Below are 24,980 nucleotides of genomic sequence, written 5' to 3'. Positions count from 1 at the left end.
ACCATTATTCAAAGCAAAATTCACGACAAGTTGTTAATTTGTACACTTTTTAAACAAAACCTCTTTTTTAGTTTACATTTCATGCTTTTCGATACGCATAAGATATTTTCACACAATAAAAAAGATGGATTTTAAAATGACGGAAGAAATTGTTACTCAATCAAATTTAGATACAAAGACCCGAGTAAAATCCATTCTCGGAGGTTCAGCAGGTAATCTTGTTGAATGGTACGATTGGTATGTCTATGCGGCATTCACCCTCTATTTCGCCCATGCTTTTTTCCCTCAGGGCAGCCAGACTGCACAACTTCTCCAAGCCGCAGCCATCTTTGCAGTGGGCTTCCTCATGCGGCCCATTGGTGCATGGATTATGGGGATCTATTCAGACAAAAAAGGTCGAAAGTCAGGTTTAACCCTCTCCGTCACACTCATGTGTATCGGCTCATTGATGATTGCAATTTCTCCAACGCATGACCAAATTGGTATTTTGGCGCCGATTATTCTTGTGGTAGCTCGACTGATTCAAGGCTTAAGTGTCGGCGGTGAATATGGCGCTAGTGCGACCTACCTCAGTGAAATGGCTGACCGCGACCGTCGTGGTTTTTTTTCAAGCTTTCAATATGTGACACTGATTGCAGGTCAGTTGACTGCACTGTGCGTACTACTTATTTTGCAATGGTTGCTGACAGAAGAACAATTGCATGATTGGGGCTGGCGTATTCCGTTCTTTATTGGTGCGTGCTTAGCGGTAGTGGTTTTCCGTATTCGACGTGGCCTGCTAGAAACCCAGTCCTTCAAAAATGCACAAGAGCAAAAGGACCAGCCTGAATCAGGCTTATTTTCTCTATTTAAGCATTATCCGAAAGAAGCATTCACGGTGTTATTTTTAACAGCTGGGGGTACATTGGCTTTTTATACCTACACCACCTATTTGCAAAAATATCTGGTCAATACCTCTGGCTTTAGTAAACCTGAGGCCACGCAAATCACCACTTTAGCACTGTTTATTTTTATGTGCTTACAACCACTAGCAGGTGGTCTATCCGATAAAATTGGTCGTAAGCCTTTAATGATCGCTTTTGGGATCTTAGGGGTGCTGTTCACCTATGTTCTATTTAGTGCATTAGGACAAACTCAAGATTATTGGACTGCATTTTGGCTCTGTCTCGCAGGTCTAGTGATTGTCACGGGATACACCTCGATCAATGCGGTTGTAAAAGCAGAAATGTTCCCTGCGCATATTCGCGCATTGGGTGTTGCACTGCCTTATGCTCTTGCAAATACCATCTTTGGTGGTACGGCAGAATTCTTCGCGCTGAGTTTTAAAGAAGCTGGTCACGAGTCATGGTTCTTTATCTATGTGACCATCATGATTTTTATTTCGTTATTGGTCTACGTCTTTATGAAAGACACCAAACACCATTCCAAAATTCAGGAGCATTGATCAGGGTTATTTGAAGATGAGTTATTGATCAATCTGATCAAAAACAGCATGTTTTCCCCATCAAAGCCTCAGTCTATGAGGCTTTGTTTTTTTTATTTAGTCGTGAAAAATGTATCTGGTCAAAAATATCGCATTTTATAGACTAAAGTCGCATGATTTTCTGCGACAACAGGAGTATAAATTAAATAAATATAGTTCCATCTCCCATTTCGACAAAATATATTGATTTAAACTTTTCCCAAAGAGTTTAAATGGATATGTTTTGCATTCATTCCTTGGAGAATGATGTGTCAAACTCATCTGAGCCAGTTGTTCCTGAACAATTGGATAGAAAAACTCGTGTCAAATCTATCCTCGGCGGATCTGCCGGCAACCTCGTTGAATGGTACGACTGGTATGTCTACGCTGCCTTTACCCTTTACTTTGCACCGCAATTTTTCCCTGATGGTGACAATACTGTAAAACTCTTACAAGCGGCTGCAGTCTTTGCACTCGGTTTCTTAATGCGTCCAATCGGCGCATGGGTCATGGGTATTTATGCGGACCGTAAAGGTCGTAAAGCAGGTTTAACGCTGTCTGTATCGTTGATGTGTGTCGGCTCACTGATGATCGCATGTGCACCAACCTACGATTCTGTAGGGATGCTCGCACCCGCTATTCTACTTTTAGCGCGTTTACTCCAAGGCTTAAGTGTTGGTGGTGAATATGGTTCTAGTGCCACCTATTTGACTGAAATGGCAGGTAAAAACCATCGTGGTTTCTTCTCAAGTTTCCAATATGTCACACTGATTTCAGGTCAGCTATTGGCACTTTGCGTTTTAATTATCTTACAACGCAATTTCTCAGAACAAGCTTTAACTGAATGGGGCTGGCGTGTTCCGTTCTTCATCGGTGCATTACTCGCTATTGTGGTGTTCTGGATTCGTCGCGGTTTAGTTGAAACTCAATCCTCTAAAGAAGCTCAAGAACAAGCTAAAAATGGTGGTCCAAAATCAGGTGCTTTAGCGTTATTTACCAAATACCCTAAACAAGCCTTCACTGTGATCATGTTGACTGCCGGTGGTACTTTAGCGTTCAACACTTTTACCACATATTTACAAAAATATTTGGTCAACACGTCTGGCTTTGAAAAAACCACAGCAACTGAAATTACCACTGCTGCAATTTTCATCTTCATGCTTTTACAACCTGCTGTCGGTGCGCTTTCAGACAAAATTGGTCGTAAGCCAATTATGATCGCCTTTGGTGTGCTTGGTGTGCTGTTTACCATTCCTATTTTCAATGGTATCGGTTCAACTACCAGCCCAACCACAGCATTTATGCTTTGCATGAGCGGTATGGTGATTGTCACTGGTTATACTGCGATTAATGCCGTAGTAAAAGCAGAGTTGTTCCCTGCACACATCCGTGCCCTAGGTGTTGCATTGCCTTATGCCATTGCAAATACACTCTTTGGTGGTACCGCAGAACTTGTAGCTTTGAGCTTCAAAAATGCAGGCCATGAAAACTACTTCTTCTACTACATTACATTCATGATTGGTTTATCTTTAATTACCTATGTCTTCATGAAAGATACTAAAAAACATAGCATGATCACTGACGATTAATTCGCTCAGCCCTGCTATTCCACTTAAGCTCATCAAAGCCTATTTTGATGAGCTTTTTTTATCTCCATTTCCATCTACTCATCGTTTCGGCTGCATCAAAGATTTAATCAAACTTCTTTGGCTTTCTTTGTTTTCGCCATCGAGTCGACAGACGGACTATGGCATACTGAACATACAAATACACACGGCGAATGAATGATGAAAAATATTTACAAAGTTTTAAGTTTGGGTATTGTTGCAATGTCGATGGCTGCTTGCCAAAGCACTCCACGTGCTTTTAATGGTCAAACGGGCTTTCAAATAGAGTCCAAATCTGCAGATAGCGCAACACTTGCATATACTTTAGCGGGTCGCCAAAACCAACAACTGGATGCCAATAAATTACAACGTGCTTGCCAAAAAGTATTAAATACGCAAAAGACCTATAAATTACAAATCTTAAGCGTGAACGAAATTGCAAATCCTGCTTTGGAAAATACCCAGTACGGCCGTCAAATTGGTAATACACGTGCGAACTTCGGTCTATCAAATACTCCTGATCTACGTAACTCTGAAAACTTAGGCGCGCGTGATGCACTCGATGCTCGCCCTGCAACCTTACGTGTGGTTCGCTATACCTGTTCTTAATCAAATTTGCAGTTTAAAAGACAAAAATAAGACGCTTAAAGCGTCTTATTTTTTATCGGTTCAATATTTATAGGGTTTTATAAAAACTCACATTTCGAAACTCAGGTGATTCATCCAAATCAGGCCATGTCGTTGCGCTTCGTTCATCGAGTTTTTCATATTTAGGATGACTAAAGTTTTTCACACGACTGTCTGCCACCCACACTTCTGGAGCAAACTTTAAAAATTCATCCAAAAAGAAACGGTTGCATTGGTCATACAGCACATCGGCAGCCAATAAAATATCGACTTGTTCGGCTTTATACAGATCATCTAAATATTCGAGTTCAACATTGTTTAGCTCTGCATTGGCACGGCATGCATCTAGGCTCACTTGGTCGATGTCACAGCAGATCACGCGTTTCGCCCCTGCCATTTTTGCTGCAATCGCCACCACACCTGAACCTGCACCAAAGTCCAATACCACTTTATCTTTGACATGATGCGGCTCAGCCAATAACCACTGCGCCATAGCAAGTCCTGAAGCCCAACAAAAGATCCAATACGGCGTTTCATTCCAGATACGACGAATCACTTCATTATCTAGTTTGTCTGTCGGAAAGACTGGTGGAATCAGCCAGAGTGAAATCGGTGTTTCTGGTAGCTGCTGTGCCATCAGTTCACAATTAGGAATAACTTGGTGTAAGGCTTGAAGTAAATGCTCAGGGGCTTTAGGAAATTGGAAAGTACAGCTCATGAAGAAAGCCTTGATGCGAAAATATCTTTATTGGAATTTATACATTAATCGGATACATGACCACGTCATTCGCAGCTGTTCGAGGCAGACTGAAATCTAATTCGTCCTGTTTTTGCGACACATCAACCACGCAAAAGAAATATGACGAGTTCTGCGAATGACAAATGGTTTTGGTTACTTTTGCCGAAACAAAAGTAACGAATGAGCTTCTTACATCTATAGTCACAACGATACAACTCCGCCGTAACTAATTAAAATTTCAATTAACCCAAAGCCTTCTCAGCAGCTTCTACAGTTTGACGAATCAGCGTAGTGATTGTCATAGGACCTACACCACCCGGAACTGGGGTATAAGCAGAAGCGATTTCTTCGATACCTACCAATTGAATATCGCCCACACCACCACCATCACGTGGGTGGAAGCCAGCATCAACAACAACAGCTCCTGGTTTGATCCAGTCTTTCTGGATCAGTTCAGCTTTACCCACCGCACCCACAATGATGTCAGCCTGTTTTACAAATTCAGGCAGGTTTTGAGTACGTGAATGGCAAATCGTCACTGTAGCATTCGCTTCAAGCAACATTGCTGCCATTGGTTTACCCAAAATCGCAGAACGACCAACCACTACCGCATGTTTACCTGCGATTTCAATATTGTTTTCTTTCAGGATGGTCATGATACCTGCAGGAGTAGCAGAACCGTAAGCTGCTTCACCCATCGCCATACGACCATAGCCCAGACAAGTCACACCATCGACGTCTTTTTCAAGCGAGATAGCATCAAAACAAGCACGTTCATCAATTTGCGCAGGTACTGGGTGTTGTAAAAGAATGCCGTGAACATCCGGATTTGCATTCAGTTTTTCAATTTCAGCAAGCAATTCTTCAGTAGTCGTTTCTTTTGGAAGCTCAACTTTTAGTGAATCCATACCAACACGGCGGCAAGCATTGCCTTTCATACGAACATAAGTTGCAGATGCGCCATCGTCACCCACTAAAATAGTCGCAAGAATTGGAGTACGACCTGATTTTGCTTTCAGCGCTTCTACGCGAGTTAACAAGTCAGCTTCAATTTGCTTCGCCAATGCACGACCGTCTAAAACTAATGCCACGGCACTTCTCCCAAGTGTTGATATGAATCAATTTTGCACATTCTACATGATAATTCTGAATATTTTCCGCTATATGCTGTTTTTATGCGCATACAAATGAATATCCTATTGTTTTTTTTTCAGAGCTTGATAATATACGCATCAACAAGACGCGGCGGGGTGGCAGAGTGGTCATGCAGCGGACTGCAACTCCGTGGACGCCGGTTCGATTCCGACCTCCGCCTCCAATCTTGTTAAAGCCCGAGTGGTGAAATCGGTAGACACAGGGGATTTAAAATCCCCCGCCCACAAAGCGTGCCAGTTCGAGTCTGGCCTCGGGCACCATTCTTCTACTACTGAAGATGGTGCAAATAAAGAACCCAGCGAAAGCTGGTTTTTTTATGCCTGTAATTTGCTAAATCTAATTCTCAATAGAATTCTATAAGCATTCGACAACCTGCTCTGCTTTCAAAATATTATCCAGCAGAGCGTAAATAACCTTCCAGATCCTGTTCCAGTTTTTCCTGAAAATGAATCGGCTCAATGATCTTTACATACGGTAGCCAGTAACGTACCAGTGGCAATAACTGCATTTCATGACGAATCTGACAACTAATTAACAATTCTCCAGACTCTGATTCCTGTTCGATCTGCTGTTCCGGAAATAAACGGCGCTCTTTAAAAAACACCGTGACTTCAGGTTGCACCTTCATCAAAACCTGCTGTTTTTGCTGGCCAAACCAGATGCTGTCTTCATCTGCCAGCATTTTCAAAACTTCAGGATCATGCTCAAAGCTTTCATTTTCAAAAACCAGTTTGACTTCCTGCAACTGACTTAAACGATAAGTTTTGAGTTCAGCTTCAGTGACACCAGCCAGATACCAGATGCCATGATGATGAATCAATCGGTATGGCTGGATGATCCGTGTTTGTTCGGAATATTGCAGCTCAATCTGCTGCCGTTTATAGATCGCCCCTGCAAGCAGCTTGAAATGCTCGGCAAACTGTTTGGCATCTTCAAAATAATAACCTTTTGCCGAAAATACCTGATTTGCCCGCTCATCCAGCAATTCACGAATAAAAGACATATCCAGTGCCGGATACAGCTCACTGATTCCGGACAACTGTGCAAAATTCTGGATATCCTGCAACTTGAAACGCCCTAAATATGAAGGCTCAAGATAATAGCGTTTGGTATTTTGATCCTGTATGAGCGGTAAATACGCATTCAGACGAACAAAATCACGTTCAATAGTACGGGTGCTGACCTGAAATTCTCGTGCCAGCTCCTGTACACTTAACTGATGCCCTATATTAAGTTTGGTTAAAATATTTGCCAAACGGTCTGCGAGGCGCTCATGCGTTGACGCATTGCCCTTCATAAATACCCTCTTCGTGCCGCTTGTGCAGCACAATGATTCATCTGCTTAGAATTTTTAAATTATGGGAAAATTATACAGCCAAATAAAAACGAGATTAGAGTTATTCACTTCAACTTAAGGCTAATAGGCAAGGTGTTTTTTAAGCTTTTTTACGACGTTTGTAGTGAGGTTTCGGTGCTGAGTGGCTCAGCCGTTCCATATAGCGTTCCAGATGCAACATGGCTTGATACAGCTTGTGTAAATCGGAACGAAGTAACTGATTACGGATAATCGCTTTATGCAAACGCTTCAATGCACGAAAGCCATGTTCATGCGTATAAGGGGCCGACACTATCTTCATAATATACTTCCTTTTAATACGTGACATTTCATCAAATACCAAACAATTTAGTCAGATTATATTTAAGCGCTAATTTACTCCTCAGTTTTGACAGGTTGTGTCGAACAATCGACACTTTTTACCGTTTTTTAAAATTTATACTCCTATTTCAAGCAATTAATTTAAATTATTTATCGTTTTTTATGCAAAATAAAAGCCAACAAAAGTTGGCTTTTAGTATTTCTATCACAAGAATAATTAGATGATTTCCACCACAATCTTACCGATATGTTCACCTGTATCCATCGCTGCATGCGCATCCTGAATCTGGTCAAACTTGAAGGTTTTATAGATCATCGGTAAACATTCACCTGTTGCCCAGAGTGGTGCCACATGCTCTTTCAGGCCCTGGGCAATTTCAGCTTTCTCAGCCGTATTGCGTGCACGCATGGTAGAACCAGTAATGGTCAAACGTTTCATCATGATTTGACCCAATTTTACCTCCTTAGCCTTAGCACCGCCCAAGAATGCGATATACACCAGACGACCATCACGACGCAGCAGATTCAGATTTTTCTCTAGGTACGGCGCACCCACCATATCCAGAATCACATCTACACCGGCATTATCCGTAGCTTCATTGATGACCTGCTCAAAGTCCTGGGTCTTGTAATTGATTCCTGTGGTCAGATGTGAAATCGCCTGGATTTTTTCATCACTACCTGCTGTCGCAAAGGTTTTGATGCCTAATGATTTGCACAGCATTAAGGCCGTGGTTCCGATTCCGCTAGTTCCGCCATGAATCAGTACAGTCTCTCCTGCCTTAGCCTTACCCATCTGGAACACATTTGCCCAAACAGTGAAAAAGGTTTCCGGAATCGCCGCAGCCTGTACAAAACTCACACCTTCAGGAATGTTTAAAGTCTGGCTTTCAGGCACGACGCAATATTCTGCATAACCACCGCCATTGGTCAGACCACAGACTTTGTCACCTACTTTAAACTGGCTTACTTCACTCCCGACTGCAACAACTTCACCGGCAACTTCCAGACCCGGTACAGGAGTCACGCCCTTAGGCATTGGATACAAGCCCTGACGCTGCAAGATATCCGGACGGTTAATCCCGAAAGCATGCACCTTGACCAGCACTTCGTCTGCTTTAGGTTCAGGGATGGCAACGGTTTCATAAGCGAGTTTCTCTACACCACCCGGTTCTGTAATGGTGACTTGTTGCATGCTGTGTTGCGTCATGGATTCTTTCCCTAATATTCACGTTTCATATTTTTCGAACTTATTTGAACATAGAAATGCTATGGTTTGAAGCAGCATGGACTTATGTATAATCAGCTGCCTATTTAGTAAATTGATATAAGACCACCAATGATAATAATTACAAAAGCGAAAACCGAGGATATCGACGCTATTCTTGAAATCTGGTTCCAGGCTTCTTTAAAGGCACATGATTTTATTCCTGCTAGTTATTGGGAAAATCAGCTGCTTCCAATGCGAGAAGTATATTTGCCCTTAGCAGAAAACTATGTCCTTAAAGAAAATCATACGGTGCTTGGCTTTGTTTCGTTATTAAAATCGGAAAATATATTAGCTGCACTTTTCATTGATCCTGAGCAGCAAGGTGCTGGCTATGGCCGCCGTTTGGTTGATTTCTTAAAACAGCAATGTAATCAGCTACATTTAAATGTCTATGCTGCAAATACATCAGCAGTTCATTTTTACCAAAAGCAGGGTTTTAAGATGATCACTCAGGGAGTTGATGAAAATACCGGTCAGGCTGAACTCACTATGAGCTAGTTTAAATCTTAATTTTGAAATGATGAGAGCAAATTCATGTCAGCAGTCATCCCCTACAATGAAGATAATTACAGTGACTTCGAATGGTTTGAAGGCTTTGCTGTGATCCGTTTCTATGCTGACTGGTGCAAGCCCTGCGTACAGAATTTTTCAGTTTTTGAGGAACTGGCAACACAATATGCTGGGCATGATCCAGAAATTAAGTTCGGTAAAATCAATGTCGATCAATCACCGATTCTGACCTTACGCTATAATGTCTATGGCTTGCCTTCCACTCTAATCTTTAAAAATAGCCAGATTATTCATCGTATTGCGGGTGTGAAAAGCTTGTCTGAAATGAAATCTATTTTGTCTCAAGTTCTGAATAAGTCATCCGATTCCGACTGATTCAAGCGGATCAATCTTTTATTTAGCAGATTGATCTGGCATCTGCACAAACTGCATCAGGAATTTACGTACCAGTGGCAAGACAAGCAGAATCAATGGAAATGCTACCAGCCATGACAGTCCCCAAGCATGTAACCATAGCGAGATAAACGCATCGCTCCAGCCTTTATTCAGCAGCATGTTAAAGCAGGAAATTGCACCACTCATAATGCCAGAAAGGATTAAGGGCATTAACCAGTTCAGATGTTTTGGGTGAAATTTGGGGAGATTGTTTTTCATAAATGACCTTTAGAATACTTAATTTTCTTCACTTTGGGCTTTCACTGTCTGTTTCAGGGATTTCATAAACTGGGCAAATTGCGGCAGGAATTCCTTGAAGAGTGGCAACTCTTTATTTTCCAGCATAACTTCACTAAACAGTTTTAAACCAACAGTAAATGCTTTGGTGCTTTCCTCATCCAGCAACTGACTGGCTTGAAGTTTTTCCAGTATTTTAAAGATGTCATCGTGATTACCCACCTGAAACTGTAGCTCCTCAGTATAGGTTGATGGATTACCTTGGGCATCAGCCAGATGTTGAAGAGTCACTTCATAGAGATGTTGTTTCATGTCCTGCTCCTACAGTTGACGGATATTAATTGCAGCCTGTTCAATCTGGGCAGCAATATCACTGATCTGCTCTGGACGAAGTTCATTTTGCAGTTTGAATCGTAGTGAAGCTTTCAGGCTTTCCATTGAATTATGGATATCGATATAGCGCTCATCTTCTTGAATGCGGCGACGGGTTTCAAAACGGCTAAGAACTCTTTGTAGAGTTTCCTGATTATCTTTCAGATGCTCACGACCTTTATCAGTAATGTGATATTGCTTACGTTCATCCACACTCATGATCACTTGGGTATATTGCTGTTCTTCAAGATAGTTAATTGTTGGGCAGATCGTACCTGTACTCGGCTTATAGTTACCTCCAACCAGCGCAGCTACATCTTTAATAATGTCATAGCTAAACTTGGGCGCTTGAGCAATAAAATGCAGCACGAGCAGTTTCATTTCACCTGCTTCAAAGAGCCGTCTACGAGGTTTTGGAGAGTTTTTTCGCTCTTCTTTTAATGCAGAATCAGAAGTTCTAGACATACAAAAGATATATCTTAAATTTAATTAAGATATATCTTATAATAATTTTATAAAATAAAAAACCACTTTCCAGTGGTTCTTAAAATTAAGAAAATACAAAATTATCCTGTAAATTCTTATATGCAATATCTATCTGGCGTGGAGTAAATTTCTTTTTATTTATATTCCAATTATGAATTTTATTTACTAATTCCTCTCTATCTTTGGAGCCTTCATATTTAGCTACCCAATGCACAGAGGCAAGTAACTCCAGACCAAATCTACTTTCAAAACCATCAACTATATCTGTAACTTTTTCAAAACGCTGTAATGTTTCAGGATAATTCCTAAGATATTCTCGAGCTTCTTCAACAGCACCAGGAACTAAACTGAGAGCTTTAGATGGATCATCTCCACCATCATCATATCCCTGAATATAATGCCCTTCCATTACATTTAATACATGTCTTAAATTATCAGCATAAGGTCCATAAAGAGCTTTTTTATAATTCAAGCGCAAGGGTTCTCCTGCTTCCTGCATAAAATATAAAAGTTTTTGTACTTCCAACAAAGAAACAAATGGATCCAGTAGACCTTTTAAATATCTTTGCATTAATTCAATTAAAATTGCACGACCTGGAGTCATATTTGGCACTTGTTTATTGATTACTTTCTCAATTTTTATATTTGAATTTAATGGCTCGTATATCAAAATATCAATATCTGATAATCCATCTAAATAGTGAACAATTCTTTCTTTGACAATTTTCCAATCCAATCCCCCCAAACCTGCTCCTAAAGGAGGAATTGCTATAGACCTTATTTTTTTATCTTTAATCTCTAAAACTAAACTCTGCAAGCCGGATTCAATATCTTCAATACGACTTGCACCCTTCCAATGTCTTTTTGTCGGGAAATTAATAATATATTTAGGATTAGTCAGCCCTAATGTTTCATAAATGAACATTTTTCCTGGTACTACTTCATTTCGTTTGCAAGCTACTGCATAGTGTTTAAAGTTATCTGGCCATGCTTTCTTAAATTGAAGAGCAATGCCTCTACCCATTACACCAACACAATTAACTGTATTAACAATAGCTTCCACATCAGCTTTTAATATGTCGCCATGAGTAAATGTAATCATAACGAAATCTCAATAGTACCAATCTTGTTGGATTCTAACATGTGGCTTATGAGTTTGACCAACTAATAAAGCGTTAACGCGATTCAACATAGCTTGATTATAAACACCTATTTCTCTAACTAAATTCCATGGAATTGAATTCTCAATCAAAAATTCCGCTTGTTTTTGATCTCTACAGCTACTCCAATATCGACTAGAAATAGCACTCCAATCCAATAAACTTAGGTCACTTAAATTATTGTAATCTTCAAAGAATCTAGAACCAGCATTAGTAGAGGTAAAAACCCAACGCCTTCTATTAGCTATTGCCCATTGAACACATTCATGCATATCAAAACGCAAATGAATGATATTAGTCTGCCCTCCATCGTAGGTTAAATCTGAATTACCCTGATTGATCATATACAGCATTACTGATCTGGGACAAAAATAGAATGGAACACATTGCCCCACATATAAATTAGGATAACAACTTAGAGTTAGCTCTGTTAAACGCCTTTGCTTTATATGACTTAGACCAATTACCGTACCACCAAACTGATTTTGAGACACAATACTATCTGACAATAATCCATGTGATATTATCGACGAAAGTTTATCAATGTGCGCAATATGATATAAATCTGGGTTAAGTGGTACTGTCATCAAATCATCCATGAATTTTTTCTATTTCTTTTTATTGGGATTCTTAAAATAAAATCAACTTAAATTATTCAATTTATATCCTTTTTTATAAAGGAAAACCCGCCTTACAGCGGGTTTTTCTTAAAATCAGTCCAGTCTTATAGACGAACCAATTCCACAATTTTCTCAGCCAGTTCTTCAACTGCATCGGCTGTGTAAGTCACATCTGTACCTTCTGCAAGGTCAGTAATCACTACCACACCAGTTTCACGAACAAGTGCAACCTGTTCAGCAGTCAGACCCGCTTTCGCAATTGCAACTATACCTTGCTGAATCAACAGGCTTTCAAGTGCTTGAGCATTTTCCAGTGCTTTCGCAGTTACAGTGACCGCAGCAGGTTTTTGACCTAAACGTGCAGCACGTGCTTCAGCAGTTACAGGTTCATTGTGTGCAGTCCATTCCACTGCAGCTTCAACCATACCCGCACCAACAGTCACGTTGCTTAGACGGTCGATGAAGATGAATGAACCTGTGTAACGGCTGTCTTGATAACGGTCGAATACCACTGGCGCATCAAATTCGATAGTGACATCAGCAATCGCATTCAGATCCAGCTGCTCTACTTGTAATTTTTCCAATGTGTTCACATTGGTACGGTAGTTAATTTTCGCAACTTTCGCAGGAATAGTTTGCGTACCAAACTTCACGTTATAAAGTTTACCAACGACTAGCGGCTGATCGTTCATCCACACTACAGACGCACGTGCAGAACGTGAAATCAGTGGTTGTTCGCCAGCTTTCACCAACACGTTACCACGTGAAATATCAATTTCATCGTTCAGTGTTAAAGTAACAGCTTGACCAGCTACAGCATGATCCAGATTACCGTCAAAAGTCACGATTTCTTTTACTGTTGATTTCTTGCCAGATGGCAGCGCAACAATTTCATCGCCAACTTTCACTTCACCCAGTGCGATGGTACCGCAGAAACCACGGAAGTCGAGGTTAGGACGGTTAACGTACTGAACTGGGAAACGGAATTCGTCTTTGCTGGTATTACGTGTAATTTCTACAGTTTCCAAAGTCTCCATTAAGGTCTGACCTTGGTACCACGGCGTATTTGGTGATTTGTTTACAACATTATCACCGTTCAATGCAGAAATTGGCGTGAATACAATATTTTCAGGTTTACGATCGCTCAGCTGATCCACGAACTTGTTGTACTCAGCCTGAATTTCATTGAAGCGTGCTTCAGAGAATTCAACCAAGTCCATTTTGTTCACTGCAACCACAATATTACGAATACCTAGAAGGCTCGCAATAAATGAGTGACGACGTGTTTGAGTCTGAACACCGTAACGCGCATCGATCAGGATAATTGCAAGATCCGCAGTAGACGCACCAGTTGCCATGTTACGAGTGTACTGTTCGTGCCCTGGGGTGTCGGCAATGATGAACTTACGTTTTTCAGTAGAGAAATAACGGTAAGCCACGTCAATCGTAATACCTTGCTCACGTTCAGCTTGCAGACCATCTACAAGAAGCGCCAAGTCAGGTGCATCGCCAGTAGTACCCACTTTTTTAGAGTCACGAGTCACGGCTTGCAGCTGATCTTCATAAATCAGTTTTGAATCATAAAGCAGACGGCCGATCAGGGTTGATTTACCATCATCCACATTACCGCAAGTCAGGAAACGCAATAAGTCTTTATTTTCGTGCTGTTTCAAATAAGCCAAAATATCTTGGCTAATAAGTTCTGATTGGTGAGACATCGCTCATAGCTCCACAAATACGTTGAAATCGTTTCTAATCTTCAAATCCACCTAAATCCTCCTTTACTAAAGGAGGACTTTCCTCCGCTTTTTTAAGCCCCTCTTTGGTAAAGAGGGTGAGCAGCACTGCTGCGCAAGGAGATTCTTAGGAGGAGATTTCTTAAGATTCTTAGAAGTAACCTTCCTGCTTTTTCTTTTCCATCGAACCTGCTTCGTCATGATCGATCATACGGCCTTGACGTTCAGATGTGGTCGCTAAAAGCATTTCCTGGATAATTTCCGGTAAAGTTGTTGCAGTTGATTCAACCGCACCCGTTAATGGGTAACAACCTAAAGTACGGAAACGAACCGATTTCATTTGTGGCACTTCGCCTGGATTCAGGCGCATACGCTCATCATCAACCATGATCAGTGTACCATTACGCTCAACGACTGGACGTTCAGCAGCTAAGTACAATGGAACAAGTTTGATATTTTCTAGGTAGATATATTGCCAGATGTCCAGCTCAGTCCAGTTAGACAGCGGGAATACACGAATACTTTCGCCTTTGTTCACTTTACCATTGTAAAGGTTCCAAAGTTCTGGACGCTGGTTTTTCGGATCCCAACGGTGTTTAGAATCACGGAATGAATAAACACGTTCTTTGGCACGTGATTTTTCTTCGTCACGACGTGCACCACCGAAAGCAGCATCAAACTGATATTTATCCAGTGCCTGTTTCAAGCCTTGGGTTTTCATAATGTCAGTATATTTAGAGCTACCATAGTCGAATGGGTTTACGCCCGCATCACGACCTTCTTTGTTCTGATGCACGATCAGATCAAAGCCATGTTCTTTGGCCATGTTGTCACGGAACTTGATCATGTCTTTGAATTTCCAGCCGGTATCTACATGAAGTAGCGGGAATGGAAGTTTTGCAGGATAAAACGCTTTCAGTGCTAAATGCAGCATGACTGCTGAATCTTTACCGATTGAATAAAGCATAACCGGATTTTCAAACTCGGCAGCAACTTCGCGAATGATGTGAATACTCTCAGCTTCAAGCTGTTTAAGATGAGTAAGTCTTTCCTCATTTAATGACATGGACAACACCAGCTTAGAATATGTGTACTTATTACACTTTTAAAGATATATATACATTATAGTGATTAAGCTTTCATAACGATTGCTTGTTTTGTGATATTGATATTCTTATTCGTCATATACAAATTGTCTGATACTGCTTATCAATTTTAATTAATTTAATACGATAGACTTATCAATTTCATTATTATTCTAGTCCGAGATCCGTAATTTTACGCAATTTTTTATCAATTAACTAATCGCTAAATCCTCTAAACAATCGGTATTCAAACTCGCTCAAATTACCTAAAGTAGCTATATCACTCTCCAATAGTTATTGATATGCCATATAGTCACTATACGCTTGAAACCTTAAAGTCGCTGATTGAAGCCGCAGGTCTTGCTGGCTATATTTATCAGCATTCTTCACACATGCTCGTGCTCCAAGAAGCCTTGAATGATGACGGCAGCCCATTGAATAACTTTATTCAGCATGAGCTGAGTGCTGACCAAATTGGTCTTCAGTTCGGCCTACGACTTTTGGACAATAAACTCGAATTTTTGATTGGGGTGACTCACAGTAACCAAGATCGCGGCTACGAAATTGGCGCTGGCAATTTAAAGGCCGATCAACGTGCATTTAATCTGCTCTATGCTTTTTATAATTTTCCCAAAGCATTTCACTTAATCCATTTCCCGCTCGCAGCCAATAGCACCCAGTTAGAAGAAGAGATCGAAAAGCAATTGTTTCAACTTGAAAGCATGGACTTTTTAGACACTGCGATTAAAACCAATCCGATGGGCGAACAAGTGAAGTGGATGAAAACTTTTATTGTTCAAGCGGCTTTAGATATGAAAGTACGCATTCAAACTTCATTGTTATAAAAACGGTTAAAGCCACCTAAAAATAGCTCTATTGAACACCAGTTCAAATCTCCATATGACATCGAAAGTCACGGTAAAGCTCTCAGCACTGCCGTGACGGTTATAAATTTACATTTCCTAACATTGTTTTCTGTGCCTTTTAACAAGCCATTTCTCTCCGTTAAGCACGACCACTTATATATCTGCAATTAGACTGAAAATTTGATTGATCCCAATGACTTAAATCTTAAATGGGTAAAGCAGAAATACTATTAACTTTAGATTTAGATAATCCCGACTTAATTGATCACCTATTTTTAAAGAAAAACTTAGTAATAGCTCACATAAAAGCCGACTTTTTGTTAATCTGATCTGTAATTTTTTTACACAATTTCGACAGATAATGTTATTTTATTTACTGAAAAAAATTCGGCCAGAATTATTTTTTTTGATTTTTTATAAGCATAAATATAGAGATAAATATAATGTGGGAATTGTTTACTCACCCGTCTAATATCGTGTTTAGCATCAGTCTCTGCTTAATGTTCTTGTTTGGACTTTTTGAGATTGTGTTAACAATTTTAGGGGGTGGTTCTCAAGGCTTCTTAGATCAATTCCTACCTGAGGATGTTGGTCATAATGCAGAGCTAGGTGTAGATGCCGATGCAGGTATCGTGACACGTGTGCTCGATTGGTTGTATTTAGGTCGTATTCCGCTGTTTGTATGGCTCATCATTTTCTTATGTGTCTATAGTTTGTTGGGCTTTGCTATTCAAGCCATCGTTAACCAAATGACCAGTATGATGTTCAGTGCATGGATTATTGCACCAGCCTGTATTTTTCTGTGCATGCCCTTCGTACGTTTTAGCGCAATGCTCATTGCCCGTATTTTACCGCAAGATGAAACAACCGCCATTTATAGTGATGAATTGATCGGTAGAACGGCCACGATCATTTTGGGTGATGCACGACCACAGTCTCCTGCTCAAGCCAAAGTCAAAGATCAACACGGATTGACCCATTATATTTTGGTTGAACCTGAACAAGATGAAATTTTCAGCCAAGGTCAATCAGTGGTTTTAACCCAAAAAACAAATGTAGGCTTTCAAGCCACCATGCTCTAAATTTTGAATGAATTGATGCTCGATCAGTTCTTCAAACAACATATAAATACATTTAACGCGTCATACGTTCAGCAAATCTCGAAGTCATGATGAGTCAACAAAATACTGATTTTTAAACCAAACTTGTTAGCACTTTAGAGGGTTAACTTGAACTACAACAAAAGAGATAAACGTCCATGTTAGACATTATTCCAAGCGGTATCCTTGTTTCAGTCGGGATAATTTTTGCCGCACTTATTTTTATTGGTTTTATTATTGCTCGACTTTATCGTCGCTCAAGTAAAGAAATTTCATTTGTGCGTACAGGCTTCGGCGGTGAAAAAGTGATTTTAGGTGGCGGTGCTATTGTGCTTCCTGTGCTGCATGAAATTATCCCTGTCAATATGAACACCCTACGTCTTGAAGTACGCCGTGCAGATGACCAAGCGCTGATTACACGTGACCGTATGCGTGTCGATGTGATGGCTGAGTTCTATGTCCGTGTTAAACCAACCGCAGATTCGATTGCTACTGCAGCACAAACGCTAGGTCAAAAGACCATGTCACCAAATGAGCTTAAAAATTTGGTTGAAGGTAAATTTGTTGACTCTCTACGTGCAGTTGCCGCAGAAATGGCGATGGAAGAGTTGCATGAAAAACGTGTCGACTTCGTTCAAAAAGTTCAGCAAGTGGTGTCTGAAGATTTACATAAAAACGGTTTGGAACTTGAAACCGTTTCATTAACTGGCTTAGACCAAACTGGCTTTAAATACTTCAACCCACAAAATGCGTTCGATGCTGAAGGTTTAACTAAACTGACGGAAACCATTGAAGACCGTCGTCGTAAACGTAATGCGATTGAACAAGATGCAGATCTTGCGATTAAGACCAAGAACTTAGAAGCAGAACAAGCACGTCTACAAATTTTGCGTGAAGAAGAATATGCAAAACTGCAACAAGAACGTGAAATTTCAATCCGTCGTGCAGAACAGCTTGCAGAAATTGCATCACAAGAAGCTGCTAAAAAACGTGAAGCCGAAGAAGCGCGTATTGCTGCTGAACGTGAAGTTGACTTAAAGCGTATTACTGCTGCACGTGACGTTGAAAATCAAAATATTCAAAAGTCACAAATTATTCAGCAAGCCCAAGTGGAACAAAAGAAAACCATTGAATTGGCTGAGCAAGACCGTGCCATTGCTATTGCAGAAAAATCTCGTGCTGAATCTGAAGCTAAAGCGCATGCCGATCAAGCCCGTGCTCAAGCGGTAAAAGCCGAAGAAGAAGTCATTACCGTTCGTCAAATCCAACAAGCTGAACGTCAAAAAGCTGTTGAATTGGTCTCTGCGAAAGAAAAAGCGGAGAAAGATGCGATTGCCATTACTGTCGCGGCAGAAGCAGGTAAACAAGCAGCAGCAGATGATGCAGAAGCTATCCGTATTGCAGCTGAAGCCGAAGCTGAAAAAGTTCGCTTAAAAGCCAAAGGTGAAGCTGACGCAAAAGTTCTCTTGGCTCAGGCGATGGAAAAACAATACCAAGTTGATGCTGAAGGTACACGTGCAGTGAACGAAGCAAACAACGTATTGTCATCTGAACAGGTTGAAATGCAAATTCGTTTAGCGATGCTGAAATACTTACCTGAAATCATTCGCGAAAGTGTGAAACCAATGGAAAACATTGATGACATTAAGATTTTGCAAGTGAATGGCCTAAATGGTGGTCATGCAGGTTCTTGCCAAGGTGATGCTCACCACGAAGGCAGCGGCAATGTTGCCTTATCAGACCAAGTGGTGAATAGTGCCTTACGCTACCGCAGCCAGGCCCCACTGATTGATAGCTTGATGAGTGAGCTTGGTATCCAAGGTGGCGATATTAACGGTTTAACTCAGAGCTTAAAAACCAGCAAAAACTAAGTTTTTGATTGAGATAGGGCTCCATCAAATCTCTTTATTCAGAAGTGATTGCTTGAGCAACACATTCTAAATGAATTAAAAAAGCAGTGTCCGCACTGCTTTTTTTATGGCTTAGATACTTGTACTTATGGGCATACAATCTCCCAAAGAAATGAACAACATTTTCTGTCTTATCAGAGCGCTTTTAATGGTTTCTAACATTTATATTTCGCATCACAGCCTGATGTTAAATCAATAAACAAATGGCGTATTTCATAGAAATACCCATTTAGAAGCTATAGAGCAAACAGCATAAAATTATGAAACAAAATATTTAAAATCAATTAATTGATATATCCTTCTCATCTTACAGAATAAGATATTTGCTTCTATATATTCAGCTCGATAACATTTTGTTCTATCTATTGTTTTTATAAAACTTGGAAATTGCTTATTAAATGGGAAATAGAGCCTAACAAGGTTTTTGCACTTCAAACCACCAACTAAAAAATAATAGCTGGCTATAGATGTATATGCTCCTGTAGATATTCTTAAAAAGATTTCATCACTGAGATAGCAAATTTCACCAATTTTAAAGCTCCCATTCTCATATTCCTGATCTACCATCCTTTGTATAAGGCTTGAGAAAAATACATATAAAATAATTTCTATTAAAAATGTTAGGCTTCATCCAAGTAAAACAGCTCTTTGATGATAAAGATCCATTAAAAATCTCAATTAAATTAGTTATTTTCCCTAAAATCAATATACTGCACGCTATACGAAATTATTTTTAAAAATCATAAACCTATGACCATCCCCGCAATCATCACATATTCGGATTATTATGTGTTCTTTACATTTCATAGTTATTGAACAACCAATATTCCATCCGTTTATGCAGCGTCACTGCACCCCAAAGCAGAACACATAGCCATGCCCTTATGGCTTTTGCATAGCGGCTGAAATACGCTTTTTTTTTGCGTAAAAAAAAAGAGAATCCGAAGATTCTCTTTTGATGTTTAAGTATGGCGATTAAACCAAACCTTTGCCTTTCAGCACTTCGTACATGGTCGAACCTAATTCAGCAGGACTACGGGTATAAGCCATACCAGCTTTTTCAAAGGCAGCGAATTTCTCTTCTGCTGTGCCTTTACCGCCCGAAATGATTGCCCCTGCATGTCCCATACGTTTGCCTTTAGGTGCAGTCACACCCGCGATATAACCGACAACAGGCTTTGTTACATTCGACTGAATATATTCAGCTGCTTCTTCTTCCGCTGTACCACCAATCTCACCAATCATGATGATCGCTTCAGTTTGAGGGTCATCTTGGAACAGCTTTAAGCAATCAATTTGGTTCATGCCCGGAATTGGATCTCCCCCAATACCGATACAAGTCGACTGACCTAGACCCAACTTCGTAGTTTGCGCTACAGCTTCATAGGTTAATGTCCCTGAACGCGAGATAATGCCGATTTTACCTGGTTGATGAATATGCCCCGGCATAATACCGATCTTACATTCACCTGGGGTAATAATCCCTGGACAGTTCGGACCAATTAGACGTGCATTGTTACCATAGGTTTCTAGGTAACGTTTCGCTTTTAGCATATCAAGTGTCGGTACACCTTCCGTAATCACAACGATCAGCTCAACACCTGAATCAATCGATTCAATAATTGAATCTAGGACAAATGGTGCAGGTACATAAATCGAGGTTGCCGTTGCACCCGTTTCACGCACTGCTTCTTTCATGGTATTAAATACGGGCAGATTCAAATGTTGTGTGCCGCCTTTACCCGGCGTCACACCACCGACCACTTTTGTGCCGTAAGCAATAGATTGTTCTGAATGAAATGTGCCGTTTTTACCGGTAAAACCTTGTACCAATACTTTAGTGTCTTTATTAACTAATACGCTCATGATCTCTACTCCCTTAGCCTTTTACCGCAGCAACAATTTTTTCTGCAGCATCAGCCAAGCCATTTGCAGAAATCAATTTCAAACCTGATTCATCAAGTAATTTTGCGCCCAACTCTGCATTGTTCCCTTCTAAACGGACAACCACAGGTACAGTCACATTTACTTCTTGAACCGCTGCAATAATTGCTTCAGCAATCATGTCACACCGTACAATCCCGCCAAAAATGTTGATTAAAACCCCTTGTACAGAGCTATCGGCCAAAATGATTTTAAAGGCTTCAATTACGCGTTCTTTGGTCGCGCCGCCGCCGACATCCAGGAAGTTTGCAGGCTGACCGCCATACAGCTTAATGATGTCCATGGTTGCCATGGCAAGGCCTGCGCCATTCACCATACAGCCAATATTGCCTTCTAAGGCAACATAGTTCAGATCAAACTCAGAGGCTTTCAGCTCACGCTCATTTTCTTGCGATTTATCACGTAACGCTGCGATTTCAGGTAAACGGTATAAGGCATTTGAGTCGATGCCAATTTTTGCATCCACACATAAAATCTCGCCATTTTCACGTACGGATAACGGGTTAATTTCAAATAAGGCAAAGTCATTTTCAATGAATGCTTGATAAGCCGCAGACATGATTTTGACAAATTGATTCACTTGACCATCTTTTAGGTTTAAAGCAAATGCCACTTCACGCGCTTGGAATGGCAATAACCCGACTAAAGGATCTACTTCAACTTTAATAATTTTTTCAGGGGTTTCTTCTGCAACTTTCTCAATTTCCACACCGCCTTCAGTCGAAGCCATAAAGGTCACACGGCGGCTAGAACGGTCAACTACAGCGCCTAGGTACAATTCACGCTCTACAGGATAGACATCTTCAGATACCAAAATACCGCTGACAGGCTGCCCTAATGCATCTGTTTGATAAGTGACTAAGCGTGAACCGACCATTTGATTCACATAATCAGTGGCTTCTTGCGCAGATTTTACGACTTTAACGCCGCCTGCTTTACCACGACCACCTGCATGCACTTGGGCTTTGAGTACCGCAAACTTACCACCCAGTTGCTCAAAAGCTTTGACTGCTTCTTCTGCGGTAGTTACAAATACGCCTTCTTGGACTGGCATACCATATTTTTTTAATAACGCTTTAGCTTGATATTCGTGTAGATTCATTGAACAACCTTTTACTCTTTTTTCGCTTTGTTATGACCCATTAAAGCCCAGACATCCGTCAAAGCAGCTTTAACCTTTTTAAATCTTAAAATACTTCTTATCTTTATTTTTAGATGATTATTCAAATTAAAACAACCATCTGAAACAAAAAAGAGCGGCCTAAGCCGCTCTTTTTACATCTTATTTACGTTTACGCTGAATCGCGTGAATTGCACGTCCATCGACTGCAAGTGCAGCTTCGTGAACGACTTCAGAGAATGTCGGGTGACCGAAAGTCATTAACTGAAGGTCTTCAACACTTGATACAAACTCAAGTGCAATCATACCTTGGTGTACGATATCAGACGCTGCAGGTCCAATGACATGCATACCAAGTAGACGATCCGTTTTTGCATCAGCAACAAACTTAACAAAGCCTGCGTTTTCACCAGCAGCCATTGCACGACCATTCGCAGCAAAGCCAAATTGACCAGTCTTCACTTCATGGCCTTTTTCTTTCGCTTGCTCTTCTGTTAAACCAACCCACGCCGCTTCTGGGTGTGTGTAGATGACAGAGATGATTGTGTCGTAGTTCACTTGAGCTGCGTGACCGTGCATACGTTCAACAGCCATTACGCCTTCTTCCATTGCTTTATGTGCAAGCATTGGACCACGTACCAAGTCACCAATTGCGTATACGCCTTCAACCGAAGTTGCACACCAATCGTTTACTTCAACTAGACCGCGTTCAGTAAGTTTAATGCCTGAATCTTCAGCCAATAAACCTTCTGCATATGCTTTACGGCCCACACAAACGATCAATTTATCGAAAGTTTGAGTTTTGTCTTCGCCACCTTGCGTGTACTTAACAGTAACTTCACGGCCATTGACTTCTGTACCAGCAACTTTAGCGCCAACACGGATATCAAGGCCTTGTTTAGTCAATACTTTTTGGTAGTCTTTTGCCAAAGCTTTATCAGCCATTGGCAAGAATGCATCCATTGCTTCAAATACAACAACTTCAGAACCAAGACGACGCCATACTGAACCAAGTTCAAGACCAATGACACCCGCGCCGATTACGCCAAGACGTTTAGGCACTTCTGGGAACTCAAGCGCGCCAGTAGAGTCAACAATAATGTCTTGATCTACAGGAGCAACTGGAATATTTACTGGCACAGAACCCGATGCAAGAATTACATATTTAGGTTCTAAAATTTGAGTTTCACCTTCGTGAGATACAAACTCAACTTTCTTACCTGCAAGTAATTTACCTGTACCTTTTAACCATTCGATACCATTGCCTTTAAGTAGGCCATCAATACCCATTGTTAATTGGTTAACAATTTTGTCTTTACGATCAAGTAATTTTGCAAGATCAAATTTCACTTCACCTGTTGTAATACCGTGGTCATCTAAGTGATGAACGGTATCTTCATAACGGTGAGATGAATCAAGTAATGCTTTAGATGGGATACAACCCACGTTTAAGCAAGTACCACCTAAAGATGGTTTACCTTTATGAATACGTTTTTCAATACAAGCTACTTTAAAGCCTAATTGAGCAGCGCGGATAGCAGCTTCATAACCACCAGGACCGCCACCAATAACAACTAAATCAAATTGAGACATGTGTATCTCCAAAAATGGGCTTAGAGGATCGCTCAAAGCCCATTGCATTATTCTGAAGTATTAAAGATCAAGGATTAGCTTAGCTGGTTCTTCTAACAATTCTTTGATTGTTACAAGGAAGCCTACTGCTTCTTTACCATCGATTAGACGGTGGTCATAAGAAAGCGCTAAGTACATCATTGGCAAGATTTCGACTTGACCATTTACAGCCATAGGACGTTCTTGGATTTTATGCATACCCAAAATCGCAGTTTGTGGCGTATTTAAGATCGGTGTAGAAAGCAATGAACCGAAAGTACCACCATTAGTAATAGTGAATGTACCGCCAGTCATATCTTCGATACCCAATTTACCATCACGCGCTTTACCAGCGTATGCACGGATACCGTTTTCAACTTCAGCATAGTTCATGCGGTCAGTATCACGAAGAACTGGAACCACTAGACCACGGTCGCTTGATACAGCAACACCGATGTCGTAGAAACCGTGGTAAACGATGTCATTGCCATCAATCGAAGCGTTTACAGCTGGGTAGCGTTTAAGTGCTTCAGTTGCCGCTTTAACGAAGAATGACATGAAGCCAAGACGTGCACCATGACGCTTTTCAAAAGCATCTTTGTATTGCGCACGCATTTCCATGATTGGTTTCATGTTTACTTCGTTGAACGTAGTCAACATTGCAGTTTCTTGAGTTGCAGCAAGTAGACGTTCAGCAACACGCTTACGAAGACGAGTCATAGGAACACGTTTTTCGATACGTTCACCAACAGCAACGCTTAATGGCGCAGCAGCAGGAGCAGCTGGTTTAGCTTGGTGGTTTGCAACATCTTCTTTAGTGATGCGACCGCCACGGCCAGTGCCAGCAACGTCAGCAGCAGCAATACCAGACTCAGTCAATGCTTTACGCACTGCAGGAGCTTGATCAGCAACAGGTTGAGCACGTTCAACAACAGGAGCAGCACCCGCTTGAGTTTGCGCAGCAGCTTGTTCTACTTTCTCTTCTGATTGAACAGCTTGAGTTTGAGCAGCACCAGAAGCAGCACCTTCTTCAAAAGTCGCAATCACTTCGTTCGATAAAACTGTATCGCCTTCGTTTTTAACGATTGCAGAAATCGTACCGTCAGCAGGAGCTACAACTTCTAAAACAACTTTATCTGTTTCAATATCACAAATCACTTCGTCACGTGATACTGCTTCACCTGGTTGTTTGTGCCAAGTTGCAACTGTACCGTCAGCAACTGACTCTGGGAATACCGGTGCTTTAATTTCGGTTGCCATTATTAAGAATC

The 24,980-nt window shown here is 40.8% G+C and carries 24 protein-coding genes and 2 tRNA genes; 10 read left to right on the top strand and 16 right to left on the bottom strand.

Annotated features, from left to right (window positions below):
* Positions 1-124 precede the first annotated feature (124 nt).
* The 3 genes from FTU12_RS05190 to FTU12_RS05180 all read left to right on the top strand — a co-directional run bounded on the left by FTU12_RS05190 (position 125) and on the right by FTU12_RS05180 (position 3,678).
* A complete protein-coding gene (locus tag FTU12_RS05190; protein WP_078192971.1) occupies positions 125-1,444 on the top strand; it encodes an MFS transporter in 1,320 nt (439 codons plus the stop codon).
* Between the two features lie 287 nt (positions 1,445-1,731).
* Positions 1,732-3,051: an MFS transporter gene (locus FTU12_RS05185; protein ID WP_078190125.1), complete on the top strand. Its 1,320-nt coding sequence runs from the start codon at positions 1,732-1,734 to the stop codon at positions 3,049-3,051.
* A 198-nt stretch (positions 3,052-3,249) separates the two neighbouring features.
* Positions 3,250-3,678 carry a hypothetical protein gene (locus FTU12_RS05180; RefSeq protein WP_078193296.1) on the top strand — a complete coding sequence of 143 codons (429 nt, stop codon included), beginning with the start codon at positions 3,250-3,252 and terminating at the stop codon, positions 3,676-3,678.
* Positions 3,679-3,745: 67 nt separating this feature from the next.
* Here FTU12_RS05180 and FTU12_RS05175 read toward each other — a convergent pair whose 3' ends face one another.
* Positions 3,746-4,414, bottom strand: a complete 669-nt coding sequence (locus FTU12_RS05175) for a methyltransferase (RefSeq protein WP_180113904.1) — start codon at positions 4,412-4,414, stop codon at positions 3,746-3,748.
* A gap of 263 nt (positions 4,415-4,677) precedes the next feature.
* On the bottom strand, positions 4,678-5,526 hold the full coding sequence (gene folD / locus FTU12_RS05170) for a bifunctional methylenetetrahydrofolate dehydrogenase/methenyltetrahydrofolate cyclohydrolase FolD (protein WP_034704935.1): 849 nt from the start codon (positions 5,524-5,526) through the stop codon (positions 4,678-4,680).
* 153 nt (positions 5,527-5,679) lie between these two features.
* On the opposite strand from folD, the gene FTU12_RS05165 reads away from it, so the two are divergent.
* Positions 5,680-5,753 (top strand) — tRNA-Cys (locus FTU12_RS05165).
* 11 nt (positions 5,754-5,764) lie between these two features.
* Positions 5,765-5,850 (top strand) — tRNA-Leu (locus FTU12_RS05160).
* A 131-nt stretch (positions 5,851-5,981) separates the two neighbouring features.
* Here FTU12_RS05160 and FTU12_RS05155 read toward each other — a convergent pair.
* The 3 genes from FTU12_RS05155 to FTU12_RS05145 form a co-directional block, all read right to left on the bottom strand.
* On the bottom strand, positions 5,982-6,887 hold the full coding sequence (locus tag FTU12_RS05155) for a YafY family protein (RefSeq protein ID WP_179992100.1): 906 nt from the start codon (positions 6,885-6,887) through the stop codon (positions 5,982-5,984).
* A 139-nt stretch (positions 6,888-7,026) separates the two neighbouring features.
* On the bottom strand, positions 7,027-7,227 hold the full coding sequence (locus FTU12_RS05150; RefSeq protein ID WP_180113903.1) for a hypothetical protein: 201 nt from the start codon (positions 7,225-7,227) through the stop codon (positions 7,027-7,029).
* Positions 7,228-7,464: 237 nt separating this feature from the next.
* Positions 7,465-8,457 carry an NAD(P)H-quinone oxidoreductase gene (locus FTU12_RS05145; protein ID WP_180113902.1) on the bottom strand — a complete coding sequence of 331 codons (993 nt, stop codon included), beginning with the start codon at positions 8,455-8,457 and terminating at the stop codon, positions 7,465-7,467.
* A 129-nt stretch (positions 8,458-8,586) separates the two neighbouring features.
* Here FTU12_RS05145 and FTU12_RS05140 point away from each other — a divergent pair, with 129 nt between their 5' ends.
* Both FTU12_RS05140 and FTU12_RS05135 read left to right on the top strand, forming a co-directional pair.
* The gene (locus tag FTU12_RS05140; RefSeq protein WP_180113901.1) at positions 8,587-9,015 is read left to right on the top strand and encodes an N-acetyltransferase; all 429 of its coding nucleotides are present in this window, start codon (positions 8,587-8,589) and stop codon (positions 9,013-9,015) included.
* 36 nt (positions 9,016-9,051) lie between these two features.
* A complete protein-coding gene (locus FTU12_RS05135) occupies positions 9,052-9,402 on the top strand; it encodes a co-chaperone YbbN (RefSeq protein WP_180113900.1) in 351 nt (116 codons plus the stop codon).
* Between the two features lie 18 nt (positions 9,403-9,420).
* Here the strand turns inward: FTU12_RS05135 and FTU12_RS05130 are convergent, their stop codons facing one another.
* The 7 genes from FTU12_RS05130 to cysD form a co-directional block, all read right to left on the bottom strand.
* On the bottom strand, positions 9,421-9,681 hold the full coding sequence (locus FTU12_RS05130; RefSeq protein ID WP_180113899.1) for a DUF2798 domain-containing protein: 261 nt from the start codon (positions 9,679-9,681) through the stop codon (positions 9,421-9,423).
* A gap of 18 nt (positions 9,682-9,699) precedes the next feature.
* Entirely contained in the window at positions 9,700-10,011 is a 312-nt protein-coding gene (locus FTU12_RS05125; protein ID WP_180113898.1) for a DUF3861 domain-containing protein, read from the bottom strand.
* Positions 10,012-10,020: 9 nt separating this feature from the next.
* The gene (locus FTU12_RS05120) at positions 10,021-10,536 is read right to left on the bottom strand and encodes a PadR family transcriptional regulator (protein ID WP_179992107.1); all 516 of its coding nucleotides are present in this window, start codon (positions 10,534-10,536) and stop codon (positions 10,021-10,023) included.
* 85 nt (positions 10,537-10,621) lie between these two features.
* On the bottom strand, positions 10,622-11,659 hold the full coding sequence (locus FTU12_RS05115) for a macro domain-containing protein (protein WP_180113897.1): 1,038 nt from the start codon (positions 11,657-11,659) through the stop codon (positions 10,622-10,624).
* A gap of 9 nt (positions 11,660-11,668) precedes the next feature.
* Entirely contained in the window at positions 11,669-12,304 is a 636-nt protein-coding gene (locus FTU12_RS05110) for a DUF4433 domain-containing protein (RefSeq protein ID WP_180113896.1), read from the bottom strand.
* Between the two features lie 137 nt (positions 12,305-12,441).
* On the bottom strand, positions 12,442-14,055 hold the full coding sequence (gene cysN / locus FTU12_RS05105; RefSeq protein ID WP_180113895.1) for a sulfate adenylyltransferase subunit CysN: 1,614 nt from the start codon (positions 14,053-14,055) through the stop codon (positions 12,442-12,444).
* A gap of 169 nt (positions 14,056-14,224) precedes the next feature.
* Positions 14,225-15,139, bottom strand: a complete 915-nt coding sequence (cysD, locus tag FTU12_RS05100; protein ID WP_034170514.1) for a sulfate adenylyltransferase subunit CysD — start codon at positions 15,137-15,139, stop codon at positions 14,225-14,227.
* Positions 15,140-15,460: 321 nt separating this feature from the next.
* Between cysD and FTU12_RS05095 the strand changes: the two genes are divergently transcribed.
* The 3 genes from FTU12_RS05095 (at position 15,461) to FTU12_RS05085 (ending at position 18,995) form a co-directional block, all read left to right on the top strand.
* Positions 15,461-16,003, top strand: a complete 543-nt coding sequence (locus FTU12_RS05095) for a hypothetical protein (protein WP_180085130.1) — start codon at positions 15,461-15,463, stop codon at positions 16,001-16,003.
* A 464-nt stretch (positions 16,004-16,467) separates the two neighbouring features.
* Positions 16,468-17,106, top strand: coding sequence for a YqiJ family protein (locus tag FTU12_RS05090; RefSeq protein WP_180007473.1), 639 nt, complete (start codon positions 16,468-16,470; stop codon positions 17,104-17,106).
* Between the two features lie 176 nt (positions 17,107-17,282).
* Positions 17,283-18,995, top strand: coding sequence for a flotillin family protein (locus FTU12_RS05085; protein ID WP_168379214.1), 1,713 nt, complete (start codon positions 17,283-17,285; stop codon positions 18,993-18,995).
* A gap of 1,014 nt (positions 18,996-20,009) precedes the next feature.
* On the opposite strand, the gene sucD is transcribed toward FTU12_RS05085, so the two are convergent.
* From sucD to odhB, 4 genes are all read right to left on the bottom strand, one after another.
* A complete protein-coding gene (gene sucD, locus FTU12_RS05080; protein ID WP_168379215.1) occupies positions 20,010-20,900 on the bottom strand; it encodes a succinate--CoA ligase subunit alpha in 891 nt (296 codons plus the stop codon).
* Positions 20,901-20,913: 13 nt separating this feature from the next.
* Positions 20,914-22,080: an ADP-forming succinate--CoA ligase subunit beta gene (sucC, locus tag FTU12_RS05075; RefSeq protein WP_168379216.1), complete on the bottom strand. Its 1,167-nt coding sequence runs from the start codon at positions 22,078-22,080 to the stop codon at positions 20,914-20,916.
* Positions 22,081-22,260: 180 nt separating this feature from the next.
* Complete coding sequence (lpdA, locus tag FTU12_RS05070; RefSeq protein ID WP_180113894.1) at positions 22,261-23,691, bottom strand: dihydrolipoyl dehydrogenase; 1,431 nt, start codon at positions 23,689-23,691, stop codon at positions 22,261-22,263.
* Between the two features lie 60 nt (positions 23,692-23,751).
* Positions 23,752-24,969 (bottom strand): 2-oxoglutarate dehydrogenase complex dihydrolipoyllysine-residue succinyltransferase, encoded by a 1,218-nt coding sequence (gene odhB, locus FTU12_RS05065; protein WP_078192990.1) that lies wholly within the window; start codon positions 24,967-24,969, stop codon positions 23,752-23,754.
* Positions 24,970-24,980 lie beyond the last annotated feature (11 nt).

Origin of the sequence: Acinetobacter sp. YH12063, assembly GCF_013419715.1 — a bacterium.
Taxonomy (GTDB): domain Bacteria; phylum Pseudomonadota; class Gammaproteobacteria; order Pseudomonadales; family Moraxellaceae; genus Acinetobacter; species Acinetobacter amyesii.
The sequence above is the reverse complement of the archived record's forward strand: the minus strand, read 5'-3'. Positions and strand labels throughout refer to the sequence as shown.

What these genes read in the sequence shown, in the direction of transcription:
- FTU12_RS05190 (WP_078192971.1), top strand. Translation starts at nt 125, where the DNA reads ATGGATTTTAAAATGACGGAAGAAATTGTTACTCAATCAAATTTAGAT.
- FTU12_RS05180 (WP_078193296.1), top strand. Translation starts at nt 3,250, where the DNA reads ATGAAAAATATTTACAAAGTTTTAAGTTTGGGTATTGTTGCAATGTCG.
- FTU12_RS05175 (WP_180113904.1), bottom strand. Translation starts at nt 4,414, where the DNA reads ATGAGCTGTACTTTCCAATTTCCTAAAGCCCCTGAGCATTTACTTCAA.
- FTU12_RS05155 (WP_179992100.1), bottom strand. Translation starts at nt 6,887, where the DNA reads ATGAAGGGCAATGCGTCAACGCATGAGCGCCTCGCAGACCGTTTGGCA.
- FTU12_RS05150 (WP_180113903.1), bottom strand. Translation starts at nt 7,227, where the DNA reads ATGAAGATAGTGTCGGCCCCTTATACGCATGAACATGGCTTTCGTGCA.
- FTU12_RS05145 (WP_180113902.1), bottom strand. Translation starts at nt 8,457, where the DNA reads ATGACGCAACACAGCATGCAACAAGTCACCATTACAGAACCGGGTGGT.
- FTU12_RS05140 (WP_180113901.1), top strand. Translation starts at nt 8,587, where the DNA reads ATGATAATAATTACAAAAGCGAAAACCGAGGATATCGACGCTATTCTT.
- FTU12_RS05135 (WP_180113900.1), top strand. Translation starts at nt 9,052, where the DNA reads ATGTCAGCAGTCATCCCCTACAATGAAGATAATTACAGTGACTTCGAA.
- FTU12_RS05130 (WP_180113899.1), bottom strand. Translation starts at nt 9,681, where the DNA reads ATGAAAAACAATCTCCCCAAATTTCACCCAAAACATCTGAACTGGTTA.
- FTU12_RS05125 (WP_180113898.1), bottom strand. Translation starts at nt 10,011, where the DNA reads ATGAAACAACATCTCTATGAAGTGACTCTTCAACATCTGGCTGATGCC.
- FTU12_RS05120 (WP_179992107.1), bottom strand. Translation starts at nt 10,536, where the DNA reads ATGTCTAGAACTTCTGATTCTGCATTAAAAGAAGAGCGAAAAAACTCT.
- FTU12_RS05115 (WP_180113897.1), bottom strand. Translation starts at nt 11,659, where the DNA reads ATGATTACATTTACTCATGGCGACATATTAAAAGCTGATGTGGAAGCT.
- FTU12_RS05110 (WP_180113896.1), bottom strand. Translation starts at nt 12,304, where the DNA reads ATGACAGTACCACTTAACCCAGATTTATATCATATTGCGCACATTGAT.
- cysN (WP_180113895.1), bottom strand. Translation starts at nt 14,055, where the DNA reads ATGTCTCACCAATCAGAACTTATTAGCCAAGATATTTTGGCTTATTTG.
- cysD (WP_034170514.1), bottom strand. Translation starts at nt 15,139, where the DNA reads ATGTCATTAAATGAGGAAAGACTTACTCATCTTAAACAGCTTGAAGCT.
- FTU12_RS05095 (WP_180085130.1), top strand. Translation starts at nt 15,461, where the DNA reads ATGCCATATAGTCACTATACGCTTGAAACCTTAAAGTCGCTGATTGAA.
- FTU12_RS05090 (WP_180007473.1), top strand. Translation starts at nt 16,468, where the DNA reads ATGTGGGAATTGTTTACTCACCCGTCTAATATCGTGTTTAGCATCAGT.
- FTU12_RS05085 (WP_168379214.1), top strand. Translation starts at nt 17,283, where the DNA reads ATGTTAGACATTATTCCAAGCGGTATCCTTGTTTCAGTCGGGATAATT.
- sucD (WP_168379215.1), bottom strand. Translation starts at nt 20,900, where the DNA reads ATGAGCGTATTAGTTAATAAAGACACTAAAGTATTGGTACAAGGTTTT.
- sucC (WP_168379216.1), bottom strand. Translation starts at nt 22,080, where the DNA reads ATGAATCTACACGAATATCAAGCTAAAGCGTTATTAAAAAAATATGGT.
- lpdA (WP_180113894.1), bottom strand. Translation starts at nt 23,691, where the DNA reads ATGTCTCAATTTGATTTAGTTGTTATTGGTGGCGGTCCTGGTGGTTAT.
- odhB (WP_078192990.1), bottom strand. Translation starts at nt 24,969, where the DNA reads ATGGCAACCGAAATTAAAGCACCGGTATTCCCAGAGTCAGTTGCTGAC.